The sequence below is a fragment of the Pseudomonas sp. 13B_3.2_Bac1 genome (assembly GCF_025466205.1).
GTDB classification, from domain to species: Bacteria; Pseudomonadota; Gammaproteobacteria; order Pseudomonadales; family Pseudomonadaceae; genus Aquipseudomonas; species Aquipseudomonas fluorescens_H.
This window is the reverse complement of record NZ_JANLOG010000117.1, coordinates 167550-183433: the sequence shown is the minus strand read 5'-3', so window position 1 is coordinate 183433 and position 15884 is coordinate 167550. Positions and strand designations below refer to the sequence as shown.

The following is a 15884-nucleotide window of genomic DNA, read 5'->3' as shown; positions in this document are numbered from 1 at the left end:
GGTGTCAGCGTGACGGCTGTTTCGCGGGCTCGACGTGAGCATGGGCCTGACCGGCTTCCAGCCACGGCGCGAACAACCGGGTCACGCGGGGCATGAACACGTACACCACCGACAGGACGATGGTCAGGGTGATCAGGAACGTGGCGACCACGTAGTTGGAAAGCAGCGGATGCAGCTTGAGCAGCGGCCCCCAGATCAGCGGCACCAGCAGCGTGTGCGGCAGAATCACCAGCAGGGTGATCACCGCTTGCTTCCAGCGCGGCGGCGGCTTGGCGGCATCGGCCAGTGGTGCGAACCAGAATTCGTTGACCGGCGCGACTTCGGTCTGGTCGCCATCGGCGAGCATCGGCGCTGCTTCATCCACCAGCGCCTGACGCTGCGGCGACTCCAGCCACAGCTGCATGGCCTCGGTGGAGCAAAAACGCAGCACGCAGGTGTAGGTGTCGAGGCCTTTGAGCTTGCCGCGCACCACGTCAACCCCGAGGTGACCGTCGCGCTGCCCGGCGACCCTGACGATGTTGCGCAACCACGCCTCGTAAGGCTGTTCGAATCCGGCCTTGACCCGGTGCTTGACGATCAGGGTCACGGTTTCACCGACCCCCGGTGCTTTTGGACTCAGGGCTTCAGGCATAACGCAGCACTCCGGGCAGACGGACATTGAGCGCCAGCCGTCCCGGCCCGGCGATAAACACAGTGGCGAACAGGATCAACAGCAACCAGCCGAATTGCCCCTCGGCCACACTCCATTGCGGATGCACGACCAGCAGCGCCACCAGCAGAACAAAAAGAATAGGCAAGCAGGCCAATCGCGCCAGCACCCCGCCGACGATCAGTAGCGGGCAGAGCACTTCGGCGAAAATCGCCAGGCTGAGGGTCAGGTGCGCCCCTAGATGAAACGGGTCTTCGATCTGCTGCAATTGCGCATTGAAATTCAACAGCTTGGGCAAGCCGTGGACCCACAGCAGAAACAATCCGCCGCTGACCCGCAGAAACAGCAAACCGGCGTCGCGCGCCCGTTCATCCCTTTGCAAAGCGTTCATGACCCCATCCTTTATTTCTTATCGGGGTGAATCATGCTCGGTGCGGGCGGTGGGAAATTGAATGGATGTGCTCTCTTTCAGGCGAGTCGGATTCCTGTGCGAGCGAGCCTGGTGCGGGCGGCGATCCGACAGTGGCGTCCGGTCAGCCAGCATCATTGTTGAATGACACACCGCTTTCGCGAGCAAGCCCGCTCCCACAGGGAAATTTGGCGCGTCAGGAATGCGGGATATCCAGCGGCGCCGCCATGAACTGGCTGATCCGCGAGCGCAGCCAGCGCTCGGCCGGGTCGTTGTCGTGCACCCCGCTCCAGGCCATCGACAGCTGCGCGGCGTCGATCGGAAAGGGTGGATCTTCGGCGCGCAGGTTGCAGCCTTCGACCAGTGCACACGCGGCATAGTCCGGTACGGTGGCAATCATTTCGGTGCCGGCGAGCAACGCGCGCAAACCGCTGAACTGCGGCACGCCGAGCACCACGCGCCGCCGCCGGCCGAGCTTGGCCAGATCCAGGTCGATGTTACCGCTCAGGTCGCCGGAGAACGACACCATCGCGTGCGGGCGCTCGCAGTATTCGTCCAGTGTCAGCGGCCCGGGACGGTCGTCGCCGCGCAAAACCTTGCAGGGAATGTCGCGCAGTTTCTTGCGCTTGGCGTTGGCCGGCAGATCGGTGGTGTAACTGACCCCGACCGAGATTTCCCCGGACGCCAGCAGCGCCGGCATCAACAGATAGTTGGCACGGCGCACCACCACGACAATCCCTGGTGCTTCTTGCTGGAGCTGTCGCAGCAGTGGCGGAAACAGACCGAACTCGGCGTCGTCCGACAGGCCGATGCGGAACACATCGCAACTGCTCGCCGGGTCGAACTCCTTGGCCCGGCTGACCGCGCCGGAGATCACGTCCATCGCCGGTTGCAGTTCCTGCAGAATCGCCAGCGCGCGGGCGGTCGGCTCCATGCTGCGGCCGTTGCGCAGCAGCAACGGATCATCGAACAGGTCGCGCAAACGCCCCAGCGCGGCACTCACCGCCGGTTGGCCCATAAACAGTTTTTCGGCGACGCGGGTCAGGTTCTTTTCGAACATCAGCGCTTCGAAAATCACCAGCAGGTTCATGTCGACGCGACGCAGATCGTTACGGTTCATGGGCGGCAATTCCTTCTATGACCAGTCGCAAGTGCTGAGCACTTTACCCGATCAACGGCGGTTTGCATCCGGGTCAGGCCTGCGAATTAACAACGATTAACTCGTCAGCCTGCCTCTCGCGTCTTAACAATGCAGGCCTCTGCGCAGCGTTGTTTTTGCCCCCACGACACGGACTTTGGCCATGGCTCAATTACAGCAATCAGTCGCCCTCGCCCCTGCCAGCGAACCCCGCAAGCCGCTCATCGGCGGCCTCAGCCCGCAACGGGAGCGGCAGGTCAAACAACTGATCCTCGAACGCCTCGGAGAAAGCCTGGAAGTGGCAGAGCTGGCACGCGCCTGCTCGCTGTCGCGCAGCCATTTCTCCCGGGCGTTCAAGGCCAGCACCGGCCAGGCACCCCAGGACTGGATCCGCGAACAGCGCATCGCCCGCGCCAAGCTGCTGATCCGCCACACGGGCCTGAGCCTGACGCAGATCAGCCTGGAATGCGGCTTCTGCGATCAGGCACATTTCTGTCACATGTTTACTCGCAGCGAAGGGATCAATCCGTTCGCCTGGCGCTGTCAGGTCATGCGTGAAAACCAGGACACCCGGACCCGGCCCATGACCTTTTGAGCGTTGCGCAGGAGCCCGGCGTTGCACTGATGGCCAAACCTGAGGAATATGCTGCGATACCTTGCACCCGACGATCTGCGTCCTCACGCAGCGTTCATTTGCCAGGATCACCGCATCACCGCAGGAGTGTGCTGTTGAGTCTTTCCCCGAATCAGGCCATCGGCTTCGGCCCCTATCGGATCTACACCGGGCAGCGGCTGGTCATGGAAGGTGACCAGCCGCTGCGCCTGGGTCGGCGCGCCATGGACATTCTGCTGATGCTGCTGGCGCATGCCGGTGAAGTGGTGAGCAAGCAGCAACTGCTCGCTGGCGTGTGGCCGGACAGTGTCGTCGAAGACATCAATCTGCGAGTACACATGGCCGCCCTGCGCAAGGCGCTGGGCGATGGTCAGGCCGGCCAGCGCTACATCGTCACCGTGGCCCAGCGCGGCTACAGTTTCGTTGCCCCGCTGACGGTGCAAGTCAGCGGACAACGGCTGCTGGAGGCAGCACCCGGACGCCATAATTTGCCGTTGCGCCATACCCGGATGATCGGCCGCCAGCCGCTGGTGGACAATCTGATGCAGCAACTGCCGCGACAGCGTTGCATCACCCTGGTCGGCCCCGGCGGAATCGGCAAGACCACCGTCGCCCTGCGCGTCGCCGAGCAGTTGCTCGGACGCTATCGTGACGGCATCCGCCTGCTGGATCTGGCACCGCTCAACGACCCGACGCTGATCGCCTCGCAACTGGCAAACCTGCTTGATCTGCCAGTGCACGACAGCGAGCCGCAGGCAGGGGTGATCAATCATTTGCGCGAGCGGCAGATGCTGCTGGTGATCGACAATTGCGAGCACCTGATCGATGCCGTGGCGCTGCTCGTCGAGAGCCTGCTGAGCGGCGCGCCGCAGGTGCACATTCTGGCCACCAGCCGTGAAAGCCTGCGCGCTGAAGGCGAGTTCGTGCAGCGTCTGGAATCCCTCGATTGCCCGCCAGCGATGGCCGTTCTCGATCGCCAGCAGGCGATGGGTTTTGCTGCCCTGCAACTGTTCGTCGAACGGGCCATGGGCGCCCATGAACACTTTGAACTGAGCGACGCCGACCTACCGCTGGCCATGGAAATCTGTCGGCGCCTGGACGGTATTCCGCTGGCCCTGGAACTGGCGGCAGCGCAGGTCGAGAGCCTGGGCCTGAGCGGTTTGCTGGAGCAATGGCAGGGCCATCTGCACCCGCTGGCGGCGGGCAACCACCCGCGCCATGCGCGGCACCAGACATTGCACGCCACACTGGACTGGAGCTTCAACCTGCTCAGCCCCTGCGAGCAGACCTGTCTGCGCCGCCTCGGGGTCTTTCGCGGCAGCTTCAGCCTGGCATCGGCCGCGGCGGTGATCGTCGGTCAGCACATCGATCCGACGCAGGTACTCGCGTCGGTCACGCAACTGGTGGGTAAATCGCTGCTGAATGTGGATGTTGGCGATGAAGAAGTGTTTTATCGCCTGCTCGACACGACCCGCCATTACGCCCTGGAAAAACTCGAATACAGCGGCGAGCACGAAACCCTGCGCGAACGCCACGCCGAACGCTGTCTGGCATTGATGGAGCAGGCGCAGACCGAATGGGAAAGCACTCCGAGCACGCAGTGGATTGAGCGCTATGCCCGAAGCCTGGAAGACCTGCGCGCCGCCCTCGACTGGAGTTTGCACGGCAACGGCTCGCGCCATCTCGGCATCCGTTTGACGGCGACGTCAGCCGCGTTGTGGCAGGAGCTGTCGTTGCTCAAGGAATATGGCGACCATGTGCGCCAGGCACTGACCTTGCTCGGCGGTGCCGAGCAACCCTGCCCACTTCTGGAGATTGCCCTGCAACTGGCACTCGGCAGCGCCTGCTACCACACCTGGGGCGGTTCGCCGGAGACTGTCGACGCCTTCACTCAAGCCAACGCATTGGCGCAACAGCAAAACGATGTCGCCGGACAGTTGCGTGCCATCTCCGGGCACCTGGCGGTCAATCTCAGTTGCGGGCATTACCAGGCGGCATTGCTGCAAAGCGAACAGTTCGATCGTCTCGGCGGCCACGACGAGCCACTGCTGTCGTTGAGCATTCACCGCTTGCGCGTCCTCGCCCTGCACTTCGCCGGCGACCAGCCGCAAGCGCGGGTCAGTGCCGAGCAAGTGATCCAGCGCATGGCCCACAGTGGCTATCGCAACCGCTTCACCCACGGTTTCGGCGTGCAGTACGACCAGAGCGTGGCTTCGCTGACCATTCTTGCCCGGGTGCTGTGGCTGCAGGGGTTTCCCGAACAGGCTTGGCGCACCGCTCGGCAGGCGCTGGACATCGCGGTGCAGATCAATCACGGCACTTCGATCTGCTACACCCTGGCGCTGGCCAGCTGTCTGATCGCGCATTACAACGGCGACGACAAGAACGCTCGCGCGCTGTTGCAACTGCTGTTGGAGCAGGCGCAGAAGCACTCGGTGCTGCTGTTCTATCGCTGGGGCCGGCACTATGCGCAGGTGATCGATAACCATCTGGCCCAGCCCGACGCTCCGGCGGATAACGGGCTGATCAAGGAGCTGATGGTCACGCTCGATGCTCGGCATATCGATGATGCGTTGCTGGAGCGGGCGCACAGCGGTGCGGCCGGCTGGAGCACCGCAGAAGTGTTGCGGGCCGAGGCTGAGCGGTTATTGGCGGATGAGGCGGGTTGTCCGCAGGGACGCCTCAGCGAGCAGGCAGAGCACCTCCTGCAAAACGCTCTCGCCATCGCCCGCTCCCAGGGCGCATTGGCCTGGGAGCTACGCAGCGCCACCTCATTGGCACAACTGTGGCAGCGTCAATCACGCCATCGCGAGGCATTGGATCTGCTGACCCCGATCTACCAGCGCTTCACCGAAGGCTATGCCACCCCGGACCTGCGCAAAGTGCGCTCACTGCTCGACGCGTTGCGTGGCCAGTTGTCCGCCCGCGCTTGATCGATTTCGTCCGCTGTACAGGACATGACGCTGCAGGTTTTCCATCCGTTCAGCGCTGGTTTCCAGCTGTTCGCGGACATAACAGCGAAGGGTGTTGAGCATCCGATACCGCGTCGAATCTCCACCGCGCTCCATCGTCAGCCATGACTTGGCGGCCAGGCGTTCAATCACCGCCCGCAGATGCGCACCGTCAATGACTCGCAGCGCAGCGTCCGCGGTGAAGGCCATGTTGAACACCGACAGGCGCTGCAATACCCGTCGTTCACAGGGACGCAGATCCTGATAACTCCAGTCCAGCGCGGCGCTCATGGATTGATGCCGGGGCATCGCGGTGCGTCGGCCATGACTGAGCAGGCGCAGACCATTGTCCAGTTGCGCTAGCAGCCCCACCAGCGCCAGCGCATCGATTTGCGCAGCCGCCAGCTCGATCGCCAGCGGCAAACCGTCCAGTCGCCGACAGATCGCGCACACGGTGTGCAGATCCTGCTCGCGCAGGCGGAAATCGTGCTGACGGGCACGCGCACGGCTGACCAGCAATTGCACCGCCGAATAGCCCATGAGCTCGTCGACACTGGCCGGCGCCGACGCCTTGGGGAAGGTCAATGGCGCAATCGGTTGCAGGGTCTCTAGATGGGCTTGCAGCGGTTCGCGGCTGGTGACCAGTAGCGCCAGCCGTGGCGCCGCCAACAGCAATCGTTCCACCAGCGCCCGGCATGATTCGCGACGCCGCTCGCCGTTATCCAGGATCAGCAAGGCATGCCGCGACGCTAACGTATCGAACGAGGTATCCAGAGTGTGCAGCAGACAGTCGAGCAACGACGGCGCATCACCGGCAATGGACAGGTCGATGTACCAGACACCGTCGCGATAATGCTGCAACAGCAACTCGGCCACCCGCAGCGCCACCGTGGATTTGCCGATGCCCGCCGGGCCCGTCAACGTCATCAGCCGGCATAGCGGCATTTGTCGCACCAGGCTGCCGACCAGCGAATCGCGGCCGATGACCGGGGTCAAGCGTGCGGGCAGGTTATGTTGCGGCGCCTGCAGGGTTTCGAATACCACTTGCGCGACACTGTCGCCGTGCACCGGGGCGATAAAGCTGTAACCACATTGCGGCACGTTGACGATGTAGCGCTGGCCGTTTTCACCATCGCCCAGTGCCCGGCGCAACGCAGCGATGTGCACCCGCAGGTTGATCTCTTCGACCACACTGTCCGGCCACACCCAGGCGATCAACTGCTCCTTGCGCACCACTCGACCTGCGTGCTCGACCAGCACCTGCAAAATATCGAGGGCGCGCCCGCCCATGCGCAACTGTCGATCCCCTTCGAGGATCAACCGTTGGCGCAGATGAAAGGCGTATGGCCCGAAATGCAGGACCGATGCCGCGGGTAAATCATTGTGGCTGTTCATGCCGTTTTCCGGCGCCAGTGCTCGCGGGCAGCATGCCCTCGGCGTCCAGTGCCTCTCCCTCCCAAGCGTTGCCGTTTATCTTGGCAGGCGCCGGTAACGGCACAACCTCCGTGCGGGGCGCAACACGGACATCCGGATGCACCGGACGGACACCAACGCTCTAGCTGAACTGTTCGCGGTATTGCGCCGGGGTCAGACCAAGCTTTTCAGTGAACAGAAAACGCATGTGCCGCACACTGCCGAAACCACTTTTATAGGCGACGGTCTTCAACGGCAGCTCGGTGGTCTCCAGAAGATTACGCGCGCAATCGATCCGGGCGTTTTGCAGAAACTCCATCGGCGTCATGCTCACATCCCGCGCGAACAGCCGCGCAAAGTGCCGGGTACTCATGTTCGCCAGACCCGCCATGCGCTCGACCGTGAAGGCTTCTTCGAGGTGTTCCAGGACATGGTTCTGCACCCGCGTGATCGCGGTTTCCTGGGGGGATACTGCCGCCATCAACGGACTGAACTGTGCTTGTCCGCCCTGTCGTTTCATCACCACCAGCAGAACCTTGGCCACGTCCTGAGCGACTTTTTTCCCATGATCCCGGGCGACCACGGCCAGCGCCAGATCGATACCGGCGGTCACGCCCCCCGAGGTAATCAGATTGCGGTCTTCCGTGTAGATCCGGTCGGTCTCCACCTGCGCCTCGGGGAAGGCCTTGATCAGTCGTTCGGTGTAGTTCCAGTGCGTGGTCACGCGATAACCGTCGAGCAGACCGGCATGCCCGAGCACAAAGGCCCCGGTGCAGATCGAACCGTAGCAACCAGCCTGCCTCACCGTGCGCCGCAGCCAGGCGAGCAGCGCCGGGTGTCTTTCGTTATAGGCACCCGGCCCACCCGGTACCAGCAACAGGTCGAAGGCCTGGGCAGGATCGTCGATATGGCGGTCGGTCTGCACCTGCACACCATTGGACGCCCGCAGCATCCCGCGCTCAGTGCCCAGGGTAATCAGTTGATAGTGATCTTCGGGCTTCAAGTAGCGATTGGCGACCGAAAACACCTCCATGGGACCGGCCATGTCGAGCAGAAGAAAGTCGGGAAACAGCACCATTGCCACGGTTTTCATGGGTGAACATCACTGAAATCAAGGAAAAGGAAGCAAGCCTCGCATTATGGCCAAGTGCGTAGAGAGCGGCGAAAAGAATGCGTGATCGACTGCGCAAAACTGTCAACCTGAGAGGGACAGTATTTCAATTTCCATCTACTTATTGCATCCATCGTTTAACAGTAACCTTCTCCTCACTCGGACGAATCAACGTCCCGCAAGGAGAATCCATCATGCTGACCCTTCGCAAAGCTTCCGACCGTGGCCTCGCCAATCATGGCTGGCTGAAGTCCTTCCACACCTTTTCCTTTGCCAGTTACCGCGATCCACGCGAACAGGGTTTTTCCGACCTGCTGGTGATCAACGATGACCGCGTGGCGGCCGGCAAGGGTTTCGGCCAGCACCCACATCGCGACATGGAGATCTTTTCCTACGTGCTTGAAGGTGCGCTGGAGCACAAGGACACCCTGGGCACCGGTTCGGTGATCCGCCCTGGTGATGTCCAACTGATGAGCGCCGGCAGCGGCGTGGCCCACAGCGAGTTCAACCATTCGGCCACCCGGCCTGTGCATTTTCTGCAGATCTGGATCGTGCCGGAAGTGGCCGGTGCCAAGCCGCGCTACCAGCAAGAGCACTTCAGTGCGCAGAAAAAACGCGGCCGCCTGCAACTGATCATCTCGCCGGACGGCGCTGATGGCTCGCTGAAAGTACGTCAGGACGCACGGGTCTACGCCGGCCTGTTCGACGGCCAGGAAAGCGCAACGCTGAAACTGCCGGCCAACCGTTATGCCTACGTGCATGTGGCGCGTGGCAGCGTGGAACTCAACGGCGTGCAGTTGCAGGAAGGCGACGGTGTGAGGGTTCGTGAAGAACAGGCCCTGACCTTGAGCAACGGCGTGGATGCCGAAGTGCTGGTGTTTGATCTGCGGCCGCAGGAGTTGCCGCAAATGCCATGAGCCACGGGTTTAACGCCTGCAAAAACGGCCTTCATTTGAAGGCCGTTTTTTATTGCGGTGGCAGTGGCGTTGGCAACTCCGGCGATTTGAGTGTGTGGGCATCCTTGCCCGCCTGGACTGCCGCGAAGGTGGTTTGTATCGCTACGTACATGTTGGCTTGGTTGGCGTAATAGGCCCCAACGACGATGGCGACTATTCCAAGTAACTGGACAGCCGTTGCTGCCCAGACGTTGGCCTTGACGGTGGCGCCTTGCCTTGCTGCGTCCTGCGCGCCGTCGGCAATTCTGCGCATCTCTTGCGTAATCAAGTCGTAGCGTTTGTCTCGTTCGACTTGAGTTTTGTCCCGTTCTCCCTGAACAGATAAAAACCCGTCAATTTTCATTGATACCGCGTCCAGTCGAGCATCCATTCGTGTCTCGATGGTCTCGATCCTGGCGTTGAACTCTTCTCGACTGATGGCGCCCATGACTTGCGTACTCTGACCGTTACCCGTTATGTCACTGCTTTGAAAGTGACTGAATTCCCTGGCTTCCAATTCGACACCTTTATCGGGCTACCGATACCGTCCGTGGTATGTCACTCCAGTGCAAGCGTGCGGCCTCGCACCAGCCTTTGGGTACGATAGCCCCCGGTCCTTCGGCCTACAAGCCAGCGGATTCTGCGTCCGGCGTAGGCCATTTCGTCAGACCTTGTGAGTTCGCCGAGAAAACGCGCCTTACTCGTTTTCCGACACAAACACCTCGACGATCTGCTCGATCACTGCCCTCACCCGCGCGGTATGACGCAGGTCCGCATGGGTCACCAGCCACACTTCGTACGGCTGCGGCCGGGTACGCTGCGGCCAGAGCCTGACCAGACTGTCGCGTTCGCCCATGTACACCGGGACTTCTCCTACACCAATACCCGCCGCAATCGAGCGACGCATCAACAGGCTGGAACCGAGGCTGGCGACGATTCGTCCGCGGCTGATCGGCTCCCCCACCAGGTTCAGGTCTCGGTTGCTCTGCAGATACGGTTGATAAACCACCAGATCATGCCCGGCGAAAGCACTGCCGGGTTCAGGTTCTCCGTGGGCGTCAACGTAAGCTTTTGAGGCGAACAATCCCGTTGGCCAGCGCGCGATGCGCCGAGCGATCAGGTCCGGATTGTCGGGCCGGGTGTTGCGTACGGCGATATCCGCCTCGCGCTTGGCCAGACTGAGGATCTGCGTGGAGGCGTCCAACTGCACGCGTACGTCCGGATGCAGTTCATGCAGGCGGGCGATGGCCGGGATCAGGAAGTCGATGGCCAGCGAATCGGTGCTGCTGACCCGCACCGTGCCGGTCAGGCGATCATCCAGCCCCTGGATCTGCCGCTCCAGCTCCAGCGCCGAATGCTCCATTTTCTCCACGGACCTGAGCGCCGCTTCACCGACAGCGGTCAGCGCATAGCCGTCAGACGTGCGCAGGAACAACGTTGCGCTGAGGGACTTTTCCAGTGCGGTAATCCGCCGTCCGACGGTGGCTTGATCCACACCCAACACCCGCGCTGCGCCGCGCAGTGTCGACTCGCGACAGACCGCGAGAAATACCCGTGCGTCATCCCAATTCATCTGATCCCCCGTTGATGCAGATTTGCATCACTGTGCTGCCAAAACGCTGCGCCAAAGCAGCAACAATAGCCGATATCCTCGCCACTGATCTCAAGCTTGAAATGCTTTTGCAGGGAATCATTGGCGCTCCTCTGAACTCCCACCTACAGATCTCCTACGCAACAGGACCGGATATGACACTGCCCAGCGAAATGACCCGTATCGAAATCACCCAACCCGGTGGCCCCGAAGTCTTGCAGGCCAAACACGTGCCCCTGCCCGTCGCCGCAGCCGGCGAAGTGCTGATTCGCGTGCATGCCGCCGGGATCAACCGCCCCGACGCCCTGCAACGTGCCGGCAAATACCCGATGAAGCCCGGAATGAATCCGATCCCCGGCCTGGAAGTGGCCGGCGAAGTCGTGGCGCTGGGCGCCGGCGTCAGCGAGTTTGCCGTGGGCGACAAGGTCTGCGCGCTGACCAACGGTGGCGGTTACGCCGAGTACTGCACCGTCCCGGCCGGGCAAACCCTGCCGATCCCCGATGGTCTGGATTGGGTGCAGGCCGCCGCCATCCCGGAAACCTTCTTCACCGTGTGGGCCAACCTGTTCGGCCTCGGCGACGCCCAGCGTGGTCAGCGCGTGTTGATCCACGGCGGCACCAGCGGCATCGGTACCACCGCGTTGATGCTATGCCGCGAGTTTGGCATCGAAGCCTTTGCCACTGCCGGCAGCGCGGATAAATGCGCGGCCATCAGTGAACTGGGTGGCCAGCCGATCAATTATCGCGAGCAGGACTTCGCCGCGGTCATCGCCGAAAAGACTGCAGGCCAAGGGGTAAACGCGGTTCTCGATATCATGGGTGCCTCGTACCTCAATGGTAATGTCAGCGCGTTGGCAATGGATGGCCGGCTGGTAATGCTCGGCTTTCTCGGCGGCGGACGGGCCAACGATGTCGACCTGTTGGCGATCATGGCCAAACGCGCGGTGATCACGGGTTCGTTGCTGCGTGCGCGTACCTCGGAGGAAAAGGCCGCAATTGCCGAGCAACTGCGCGAACACGTGTGGCCGGTGCTGGCCGCCGGGCGCTGCCTGCCGATCATCGACAAGGTCTACTCGCTGAACGATGCGGCCCAGGCGCATGCGCGCATGGAAGGTGGCGATCACATTGGCAAAATTGTGCTGCGGGTGGACTGAGCCGCAGCATTTTGTAATCGTTGCAAGCACACGGCGGTCGAAAAAGTCACGCGCAGGCGGAGGCTTCTGGTAAAAAGCCTTCTTTGTCTGCGTTGTGGTGAACCGTTTAATGCTCCTGTCCTTCATGACTCGTTTGCGTCGTCGCCGTCTGGCGTTCGCCTGCATGGCTGCGCTGATCATTGGCGTGCCGACGAGTTGTGCGGTGCTCGAACACACCGAGCGCAAACTGCTGTTTCGCATCGAACCGGGCACGGCCGGCTGGTATCACGGCTTGCCGGGCAGCGTGCAGGAACTCGACTTGCAGCCCAAGAGCTTCAAGGCCGGGCAGAATATTCATGCCTGGTGGTGGCCGGCAGAAAAAGCCAATGCCCCGGCAATCCTCTACCTGCATGGCGTGCGCTGGAACCTCACCGGGCAGCTGTTCCGTATCGAACAACTGCGCGCGGCCGGCTACTCGGTACTGGCCATCGACTACCGTGGTTTCGGCCAGAGCAAGGGTGATCTGCCTTCAGAAAGCAGCGTGTACGAAGATGCTCGTGTGGCGTGGGAACGTTTCAAACTGCTGCAGCCCGACCCGAGCAAACGCCTGATCTACGGACACTCCCTCGGCGGTGCCGTGGCCATTGATCTGGCTGCCGAACTCGGCCAGGACGCCGTTCGGGACAATACTCCGCTGCCGGTCAAAGGCCTGGTGATCGAGTCGACGTTCACCTCCCTCGCCGACGTGGCGGCCGCAGTGGCCAACACTTCACTACCGGTGCGCTGGCTGCTGTCGCAGAAGTTCGACTCCATCGACAAGATCGCCGAAATTCACATGCCACTGCTGGTGGTACATGGCATGGCCGACGCGTTTGTCCCGCCGCGCTTCAGCGAGCAACTGTTCAACGCCGCCCAACAACCAAAGCGACTGCTCTTGGTGCCGGGAGCCACCCACAACAACAGCATGGCGCTGGGCGGGCAGAATTATCGCAAGGCGATTGATGCGCTGATGCAGTCCAAACCCGCGCCCCACGTCGCAGGCCCCGCGCTGGCACGCAGCGCACAGGACTCCTAGCGATAGCCGCGAGCCTGCAGATCAAACAGCTTGGCATAGTGTCCATCGGCGGCGATCAGGCTGTCGTGATCGCCCTGCTCCAGTATCCGTCCGGCCTCCAGCACCATGATCTGATCGGCGTTGCGCACACTGGAGAAGCGATGGGAGATCAGCAAGGTCATGCGACCTTCGGTGTGCTGGCTGAAATGCTCGAACACTGCCGCTTCCGCCGCCGGATCCAGCGCCGAGGTCGGCTCGTCGAGAATCAGGATGTCGGCATCGCGGCGCATATAGGCCCGGGACAAGGCAATCTTCTGCCATTGCCCACCCGACAACTCCTGACCGCCGGCAAACCAGCGACCCAGTTGCGTGGCGTAGCCGCGGTCGAGCCCTTCGATGAACGGCGCGGCCATGCCTTCAGCCGCTGCCGCGTGCCAGCGCGGTTCTTCGTTGAAGGCCGAAGTATCCCCCACACCGATGTTTTCACCCACAGTGAACTGGTAGCGAATGTAATCCTGAAAAATCACGCCGATACGCCGACGCAAGGTGATCTCTTCCCAATCCTGCAAATCGCTGCCGTCGAGCAGAATGCGCCCCTGATCCGGCCGATACAGGCGGGTCAGCAATTTGATCAGTGTGGTCTTGCCTGAGCCATTCTCCCCCACCAGCGCCACGCTCTTGCCCGGCACCAGGTGCAGGTCGATGCCTTCCAGCGCTGCCCGGGTTGCTCCGGGATAACGGAAACCGACGTTTTCAAAGCGCAAGCCATCGCCCGGTTGCGCGCCGACGGTGAGATGACCGGAATCGGCCAGCACCGGTTCGGCCAGGTACTCGTACAGGTTCGACAAGTACAGACCGTCCTCGTACAAGCCGCTGATCGCACTCAGGCTGCTGCTGACCGCACTCTGGCCCTGCTTGAACAGCACCAGGTACATGGTCATCTGGCCGAGACTGATATTGCCGTGCACGGCGTCGATCACCACCCAGGCATAAGCCAGATAGAACGCCCCGGTGCCGAGCAATCCAAGACCGAAGCCCCAGCCATCGCGACGCAATGTCAGGCGCCGATCCTCGGCGTAGAGCTTGGCGAAGGTGTCCCGATAACGCTGCAACAGCAACGGCGCGAAGCCGAACAGCTTGACCTCTTTGATATAGGCCTCATGGGACAGCAAGGTTTCGATGTAATTTTGCTGCCGACTCTCCGGGGCCCGGCGGGTGAACAGGCGGAAAGCGTCGCCGGAGAAATGCGCCTCGGCAAAGAACACCGGCAACGCGCCGATCACCAGCAACAGCAGTGCCCACGGCGAAAAATGCACCAGCAGCACACCGAAGCTGATCAGCATGATCAGGTTCTGGATCAGCCCCAGAGACTTCATCACCAACGCCAGCGGCCGGGTCGAGGCTTCGCGGCGCACGCGCACCAGCTTGTCGTAGAACTCGGAGTTCTCGAACTGCACCAGCGACAGGGTCTGCGCCTTTTCCAGAATCAGCGTGTTGACCTTCTGCCCCAACTGCACCCGCAACAACGACTGCTGCACCGAGAGCGCCCGTTGTGTACCGGACAACAACGCCAGCACGCCCGCCTCCATCAGCACATAACGCAACACCGGCCACAGCGGTGCATCGCCCTGCTGCGCGTGCAACTGCATCGCCGTCACGACCGCATCGACAATGCGCTGGCCCAGCCACGCAGCCAGCGCCGGCAGAACGCCGGCAATCAGGGTCGCCAGCACCAACCCCAGAAACAACCCGCGTGATGTTGCCCAGACCAGCAACAGGGCGCGCCGGGCCTGATCGAACAGGGCGTTGAAGCGGGAAATCAAAGGCATGGCAGATCAAGCTCGATAGGTCGTTCAGGGTGTCATGGTACTCCGCAGGTTTTATCCGTGCTGAAGCCCGGCGTTTTCAGAAGAAAAACATCTGGAAAAACTCTGGCCGTTACGGCGTCCAATGCTTTGCTATGGTTTAACCGCCTTTCGCGGAACCTGGCGAAAATCGCCTCACTCCGCGCCTACTGCCAGGAACGCCATCATGAGAATCAATCCCTACCTGATCTTCAACGGCAACTGCCGCGAGGCCTTCACCTTTTATGAACAAGCCTTGCAGGGCAAACTCGAAGCGATGATGACCTACGGCGAAACACCCGCCGCCGAACACGTACCGAAGGAGCACCACAACCTCGTCAACCATACCTGCCTGAAGGTTGGCGACCAGATGATCATGGCCTCGGACACCACACCTGACCGGCCAACCGAGGGCATGAGCGGGTGCTCGATCTCCCTCAACGTCGACAGCATTGCCGAAGCCGAGCGAGTGTTTAACGCGCTGGCCAAGGACGCTCGCGTCGACATGCCGCTGCAAACCACATTTTGGGCCGCCCGTTTCGGCATGCTGGTCGATCGCTTTGGCGTGTCATGGATGGTCAATTGCGAGACTGACCAGTGATGCTGACATTTCGTCAGGCATGAAAAAGCCCAACCTCTTCAGGTTGGGCTTTTTGGTTTATCGCTGGGCCAGCTCATGCCGCACGCATTGTTCGTAATAGGTCTGCTTGACCGCCGCGGGTTTGAGCCTGGAGGTGCTGTTGTACGTCTGCTCGGTAATGCCCATCGCCGTCATGCGCATCCACGGTTGCTGGAACTTGCGCACCTGCAACTGCTTGCGCGCGCCGTACAGCGAGATCCCCGACAGCTTCGACTGCTGCGCCCCGGCAGCGATGTCCGAGCCCCAGGTACAGGCAAAACGATGACTCTTGCTCAACTCCTTCGCTTCAATGGCCGAAGCGAAGGCAGCCAGGGAAAGCGTTGCAACGGTTATGACAATCGTCCGCATATAGCCAACCTAACCTTTTGAAAAAAGGCGAGTTTGCCGGGGAAGCCCAAGCCTG

15 protein-coding genes are annotated in these 15884 nt (G+C 61.7%); 6 read left to right on the top strand and 9 right to left on the bottom strand.

Annotation, left to right across the window (positions count from 1 at the left end):
• Nucleotides 1-4: 4 nt before the first annotated feature.
• From NTD85_RS20135 to NTD85_RS20125, 3 genes are all read right to left on the bottom strand, one after another.
• On the bottom strand, nt 5-631 hold the full coding sequence (locus tag NTD85_RS20135) for an antibiotic biosynthesis monooxygenase (protein ID WP_003226324.1): 627 nt from the start codon (nt 629-631) through the stop codon (nt 5-7).
• Nucleotides 624-1040 carry a DoxX family protein gene (locus NTD85_RS20130; protein WP_262143015.1) on the bottom strand — a complete coding sequence of 139 codons (417 nt, stop codon included), beginning with the start codon at nt 1038-1040 and terminating at the stop codon, nt 624-626. The genes NTD85_RS20135 and NTD85_RS20130 overlap by 8 nt, the downstream gene beginning before the upstream one ends.
• A gap of 214 nt (nt 1041-1254) precedes the next feature.
• Nucleotides 1255-2178: a LysR family transcriptional regulator gene (locus tag NTD85_RS20125; RefSeq protein WP_045122544.1), complete on the bottom strand. Its 924-nt coding sequence runs from the start codon at nt 2176-2178 to the stop codon at nt 1255-1257.
• A 181-nt stretch (nt 2179-2359) separates the two neighbouring features.
• On the opposite strand from NTD85_RS20125, the gene NTD85_RS20120 reads away from it, so the two are divergent.
• Nucleotides 2360-2791: a helix-turn-helix domain-containing protein gene (locus NTD85_RS20120; RefSeq protein WP_103520180.1), complete on the top strand. Its 432-nt coding sequence runs from the start codon at nt 2360-2362 to the stop codon at nt 2789-2791.
• A gap of 134 nt (nt 2792-2925) precedes the next feature.
• Nucleotides 2926-5742 carry an ATP-binding protein gene (locus tag NTD85_RS20115; protein ID WP_262143014.1) on the top strand — a complete coding sequence of 939 codons (2817 nt, stop codon included), beginning with the start codon at nt 2926-2928 and terminating at the stop codon, nt 5740-5742.
• On the opposite strand, the gene NTD85_RS20110 is transcribed toward NTD85_RS20115, so the two are convergent.
• Entirely contained in the window at nt 5698-7155 is a 1458-nt protein-coding gene (locus NTD85_RS20110) for an ATP-binding protein (protein WP_262143013.1), read from the bottom strand. The two genes, NTD85_RS20115 and NTD85_RS20110, sit on opposite strands and share 45 nt — an antisense overlap.
• Nucleotides 7156-7315: 160 nt before the next feature.
• Nucleotides 7316-8266 carry a GlxA family transcriptional regulator gene (locus NTD85_RS20105; protein ID WP_262143012.1) on the bottom strand — a complete coding sequence of 317 codons (951 nt, stop codon included), beginning with the start codon at nt 8264-8266 and terminating at the stop codon, nt 7316-7318.
• Nucleotides 8267-8478: 212 nt separating this feature from the next.
• On the opposite strand from NTD85_RS20105, the gene NTD85_RS20100 reads away from it, so the two are divergent.
• Nucleotides 8479-9201, top strand: a complete 723-nt coding sequence (locus NTD85_RS20100) for a pirin family protein (RefSeq protein ID WP_007961274.1) — start codon at nt 8479-8481, stop codon at nt 9199-9201.
• A 49-nt stretch (nt 9202-9250) separates the two neighbouring features.
• Here the strand turns inward: NTD85_RS20100 and NTD85_RS20095 are convergent, their stop codons facing one another.
• On the bottom strand, nt 9251-9667 hold the full coding sequence (locus NTD85_RS20095; RefSeq protein WP_103483629.1) for a hypothetical protein: 417 nt from the start codon (nt 9665-9667) through the stop codon (nt 9251-9253).
• 249 nt (nt 9668-9916) lie between these two features.
• Nucleotides 9917-10792: a LysR family transcriptional regulator gene (locus NTD85_RS20090; RefSeq protein WP_262143011.1), complete on the bottom strand. Its 876-nt coding sequence runs from the start codon at nt 10790-10792 to the stop codon at nt 9917-9919.
• A gap of 173 nt (nt 10793-10965) precedes the next feature.
• Here NTD85_RS20090 and NTD85_RS20085 point away from each other — a divergent pair, with 173 nt between their 5' ends.
• Together NTD85_RS20085 and NTD85_RS20080 are read left to right on the top strand one after the other, a co-directional pair.
• A complete protein-coding gene (locus NTD85_RS20085) occupies nt 10966-11964 on the top strand; it encodes an NAD(P)H-quinone oxidoreductase (protein ID WP_103483605.1) in 999 nt (332 codons plus the stop codon).
• A 109-nt stretch (nt 11965-12073) separates the two neighbouring features.
• A complete protein-coding gene (locus tag NTD85_RS20080) occupies nt 12074-13018 on the top strand; it encodes an alpha/beta hydrolase (RefSeq protein ID WP_262143010.1) in 945 nt (314 codons plus the stop codon).
• Here NTD85_RS20080 and NTD85_RS20075 read toward each other — a convergent pair.
• A complete protein-coding gene (locus tag NTD85_RS20075; protein ID WP_262143009.1) occupies nt 13015-14826 on the bottom strand; it encodes an ABC transporter ATP-binding protein in 1812 nt (603 codons plus the stop codon). The two genes, NTD85_RS20080 and NTD85_RS20075, sit on opposite strands and share 4 nt — an antisense overlap.
• 202 nt (nt 14827-15028) lie before the next feature.
• On the opposite strand from NTD85_RS20075, the gene NTD85_RS20070 reads away from it, so the two are divergent.
• The gene (locus NTD85_RS20070) at nt 15029-15442 is read left to right on the top strand and encodes a VOC family protein (protein WP_003226342.1); all 414 of its coding nucleotides are present in this window, start codon (nt 15029-15031) and stop codon (nt 15440-15442) included.
• Nucleotides 15443-15499: 57 nt separating this feature from the next.
• Here NTD85_RS20070 and NTD85_RS20065 read toward each other — a convergent pair whose 3' ends face one another.
• Nucleotides 15500-15829 (bottom strand): hypothetical protein, encoded by a 330-nt coding sequence (locus NTD85_RS20065; RefSeq protein WP_003226343.1) that lies wholly within the window; start codon nt 15827-15829, stop codon nt 15500-15502.
• Nucleotides 15830-15884 lie beyond the last annotated feature (55 nt).

What these genes read in the sequence shown, in the direction of transcription:
- NTD85_RS20075 (WP_262143009.1), bottom strand. Translation starts at nt 14,826, where the DNA reads ATGCCTTTGATTTCCCGCTTCAACGCCCTGTTCGATCAGGCCCGGCGC.
- NTD85_RS20085 (WP_103483605.1), top strand. Translation starts at nt 10,966, where the DNA reads ATGACACTGCCCAGCGAAATGACCCGTATCGAAATCACCCAACCCGGT.
- NTD85_RS20070 (WP_003226342.1), top strand. Translation starts at nt 15,029, where the DNA reads ATGAGAATCAATCCCTACCTGATCTTCAACGGCAACTGCCGCGAGGCC.
- NTD85_RS20100 (WP_007961274.1), top strand. Translation starts at nt 8,479, where the DNA reads ATGCTGACCCTTCGCAAAGCTTCCGACCGTGGCCTCGCCAATCATGGC.
- NTD85_RS20090 (WP_262143011.1), bottom strand. Translation starts at nt 10,792, where the DNA reads ATGAATTGGGATGACGCACGGGTATTTCTCGCGGTCTGTCGCGAGTCG.
- NTD85_RS20080 (WP_262143010.1), top strand. Translation starts at nt 12,074, where the DNA reads ATGCTCCTGTCCTTCATGACTCGTTTGCGTCGTCGCCGTCTGGCGTTC.
- NTD85_RS20135 (WP_003226324.1), bottom strand. Translation starts at nt 631, where the DNA reads ATGCCTGAAGCCCTGAGTCCAAAAGCACCGGGGGTCGGTGAAACCGTG.
- NTD85_RS20065 (WP_003226343.1), bottom strand. Translation starts at nt 15,829, where the DNA reads ATGCGGACGATTGTCATAACCGTTGCAACGCTTTCCCTGGCTGCCTTC.
- NTD85_RS20095 (WP_103483629.1), bottom strand. Translation starts at nt 9,667, where the DNA reads ATGGGCGCCATCAGTCGAGAAGAGTTCAACGCCAGGATCGAGACCATC.
- NTD85_RS20130 (WP_262143015.1), bottom strand. Translation starts at nt 1,040, where the DNA reads ATGAACGCTTTGCAAAGGGATGAACGGGCGCGCGACGCCGGTTTGCTG.
- NTD85_RS20105 (WP_262143012.1), bottom strand. Translation starts at nt 8,266, where the DNA reads ATGAAAACCGTGGCAATGGTGCTGTTTCCCGACTTTCTTCTGCTCGAC.
- NTD85_RS20125 (WP_045122544.1), bottom strand. Translation starts at nt 2,178, where the DNA reads ATGAACCGTAACGATCTGCGTCGCGTCGACATGAACCTGCTGGTGATT.
- NTD85_RS20120 (WP_103520180.1), top strand. Translation starts at nt 2,360, where the DNA reads ATGGCTCAATTACAGCAATCAGTCGCCCTCGCCCCTGCCAGCGAACCC.
- NTD85_RS20110 (WP_262143013.1), bottom strand. Translation starts at nt 7,155, where the DNA reads ATGAACAGCCACAATGATTTACCCGCGGCATCGGTCCTGCATTTCGGG.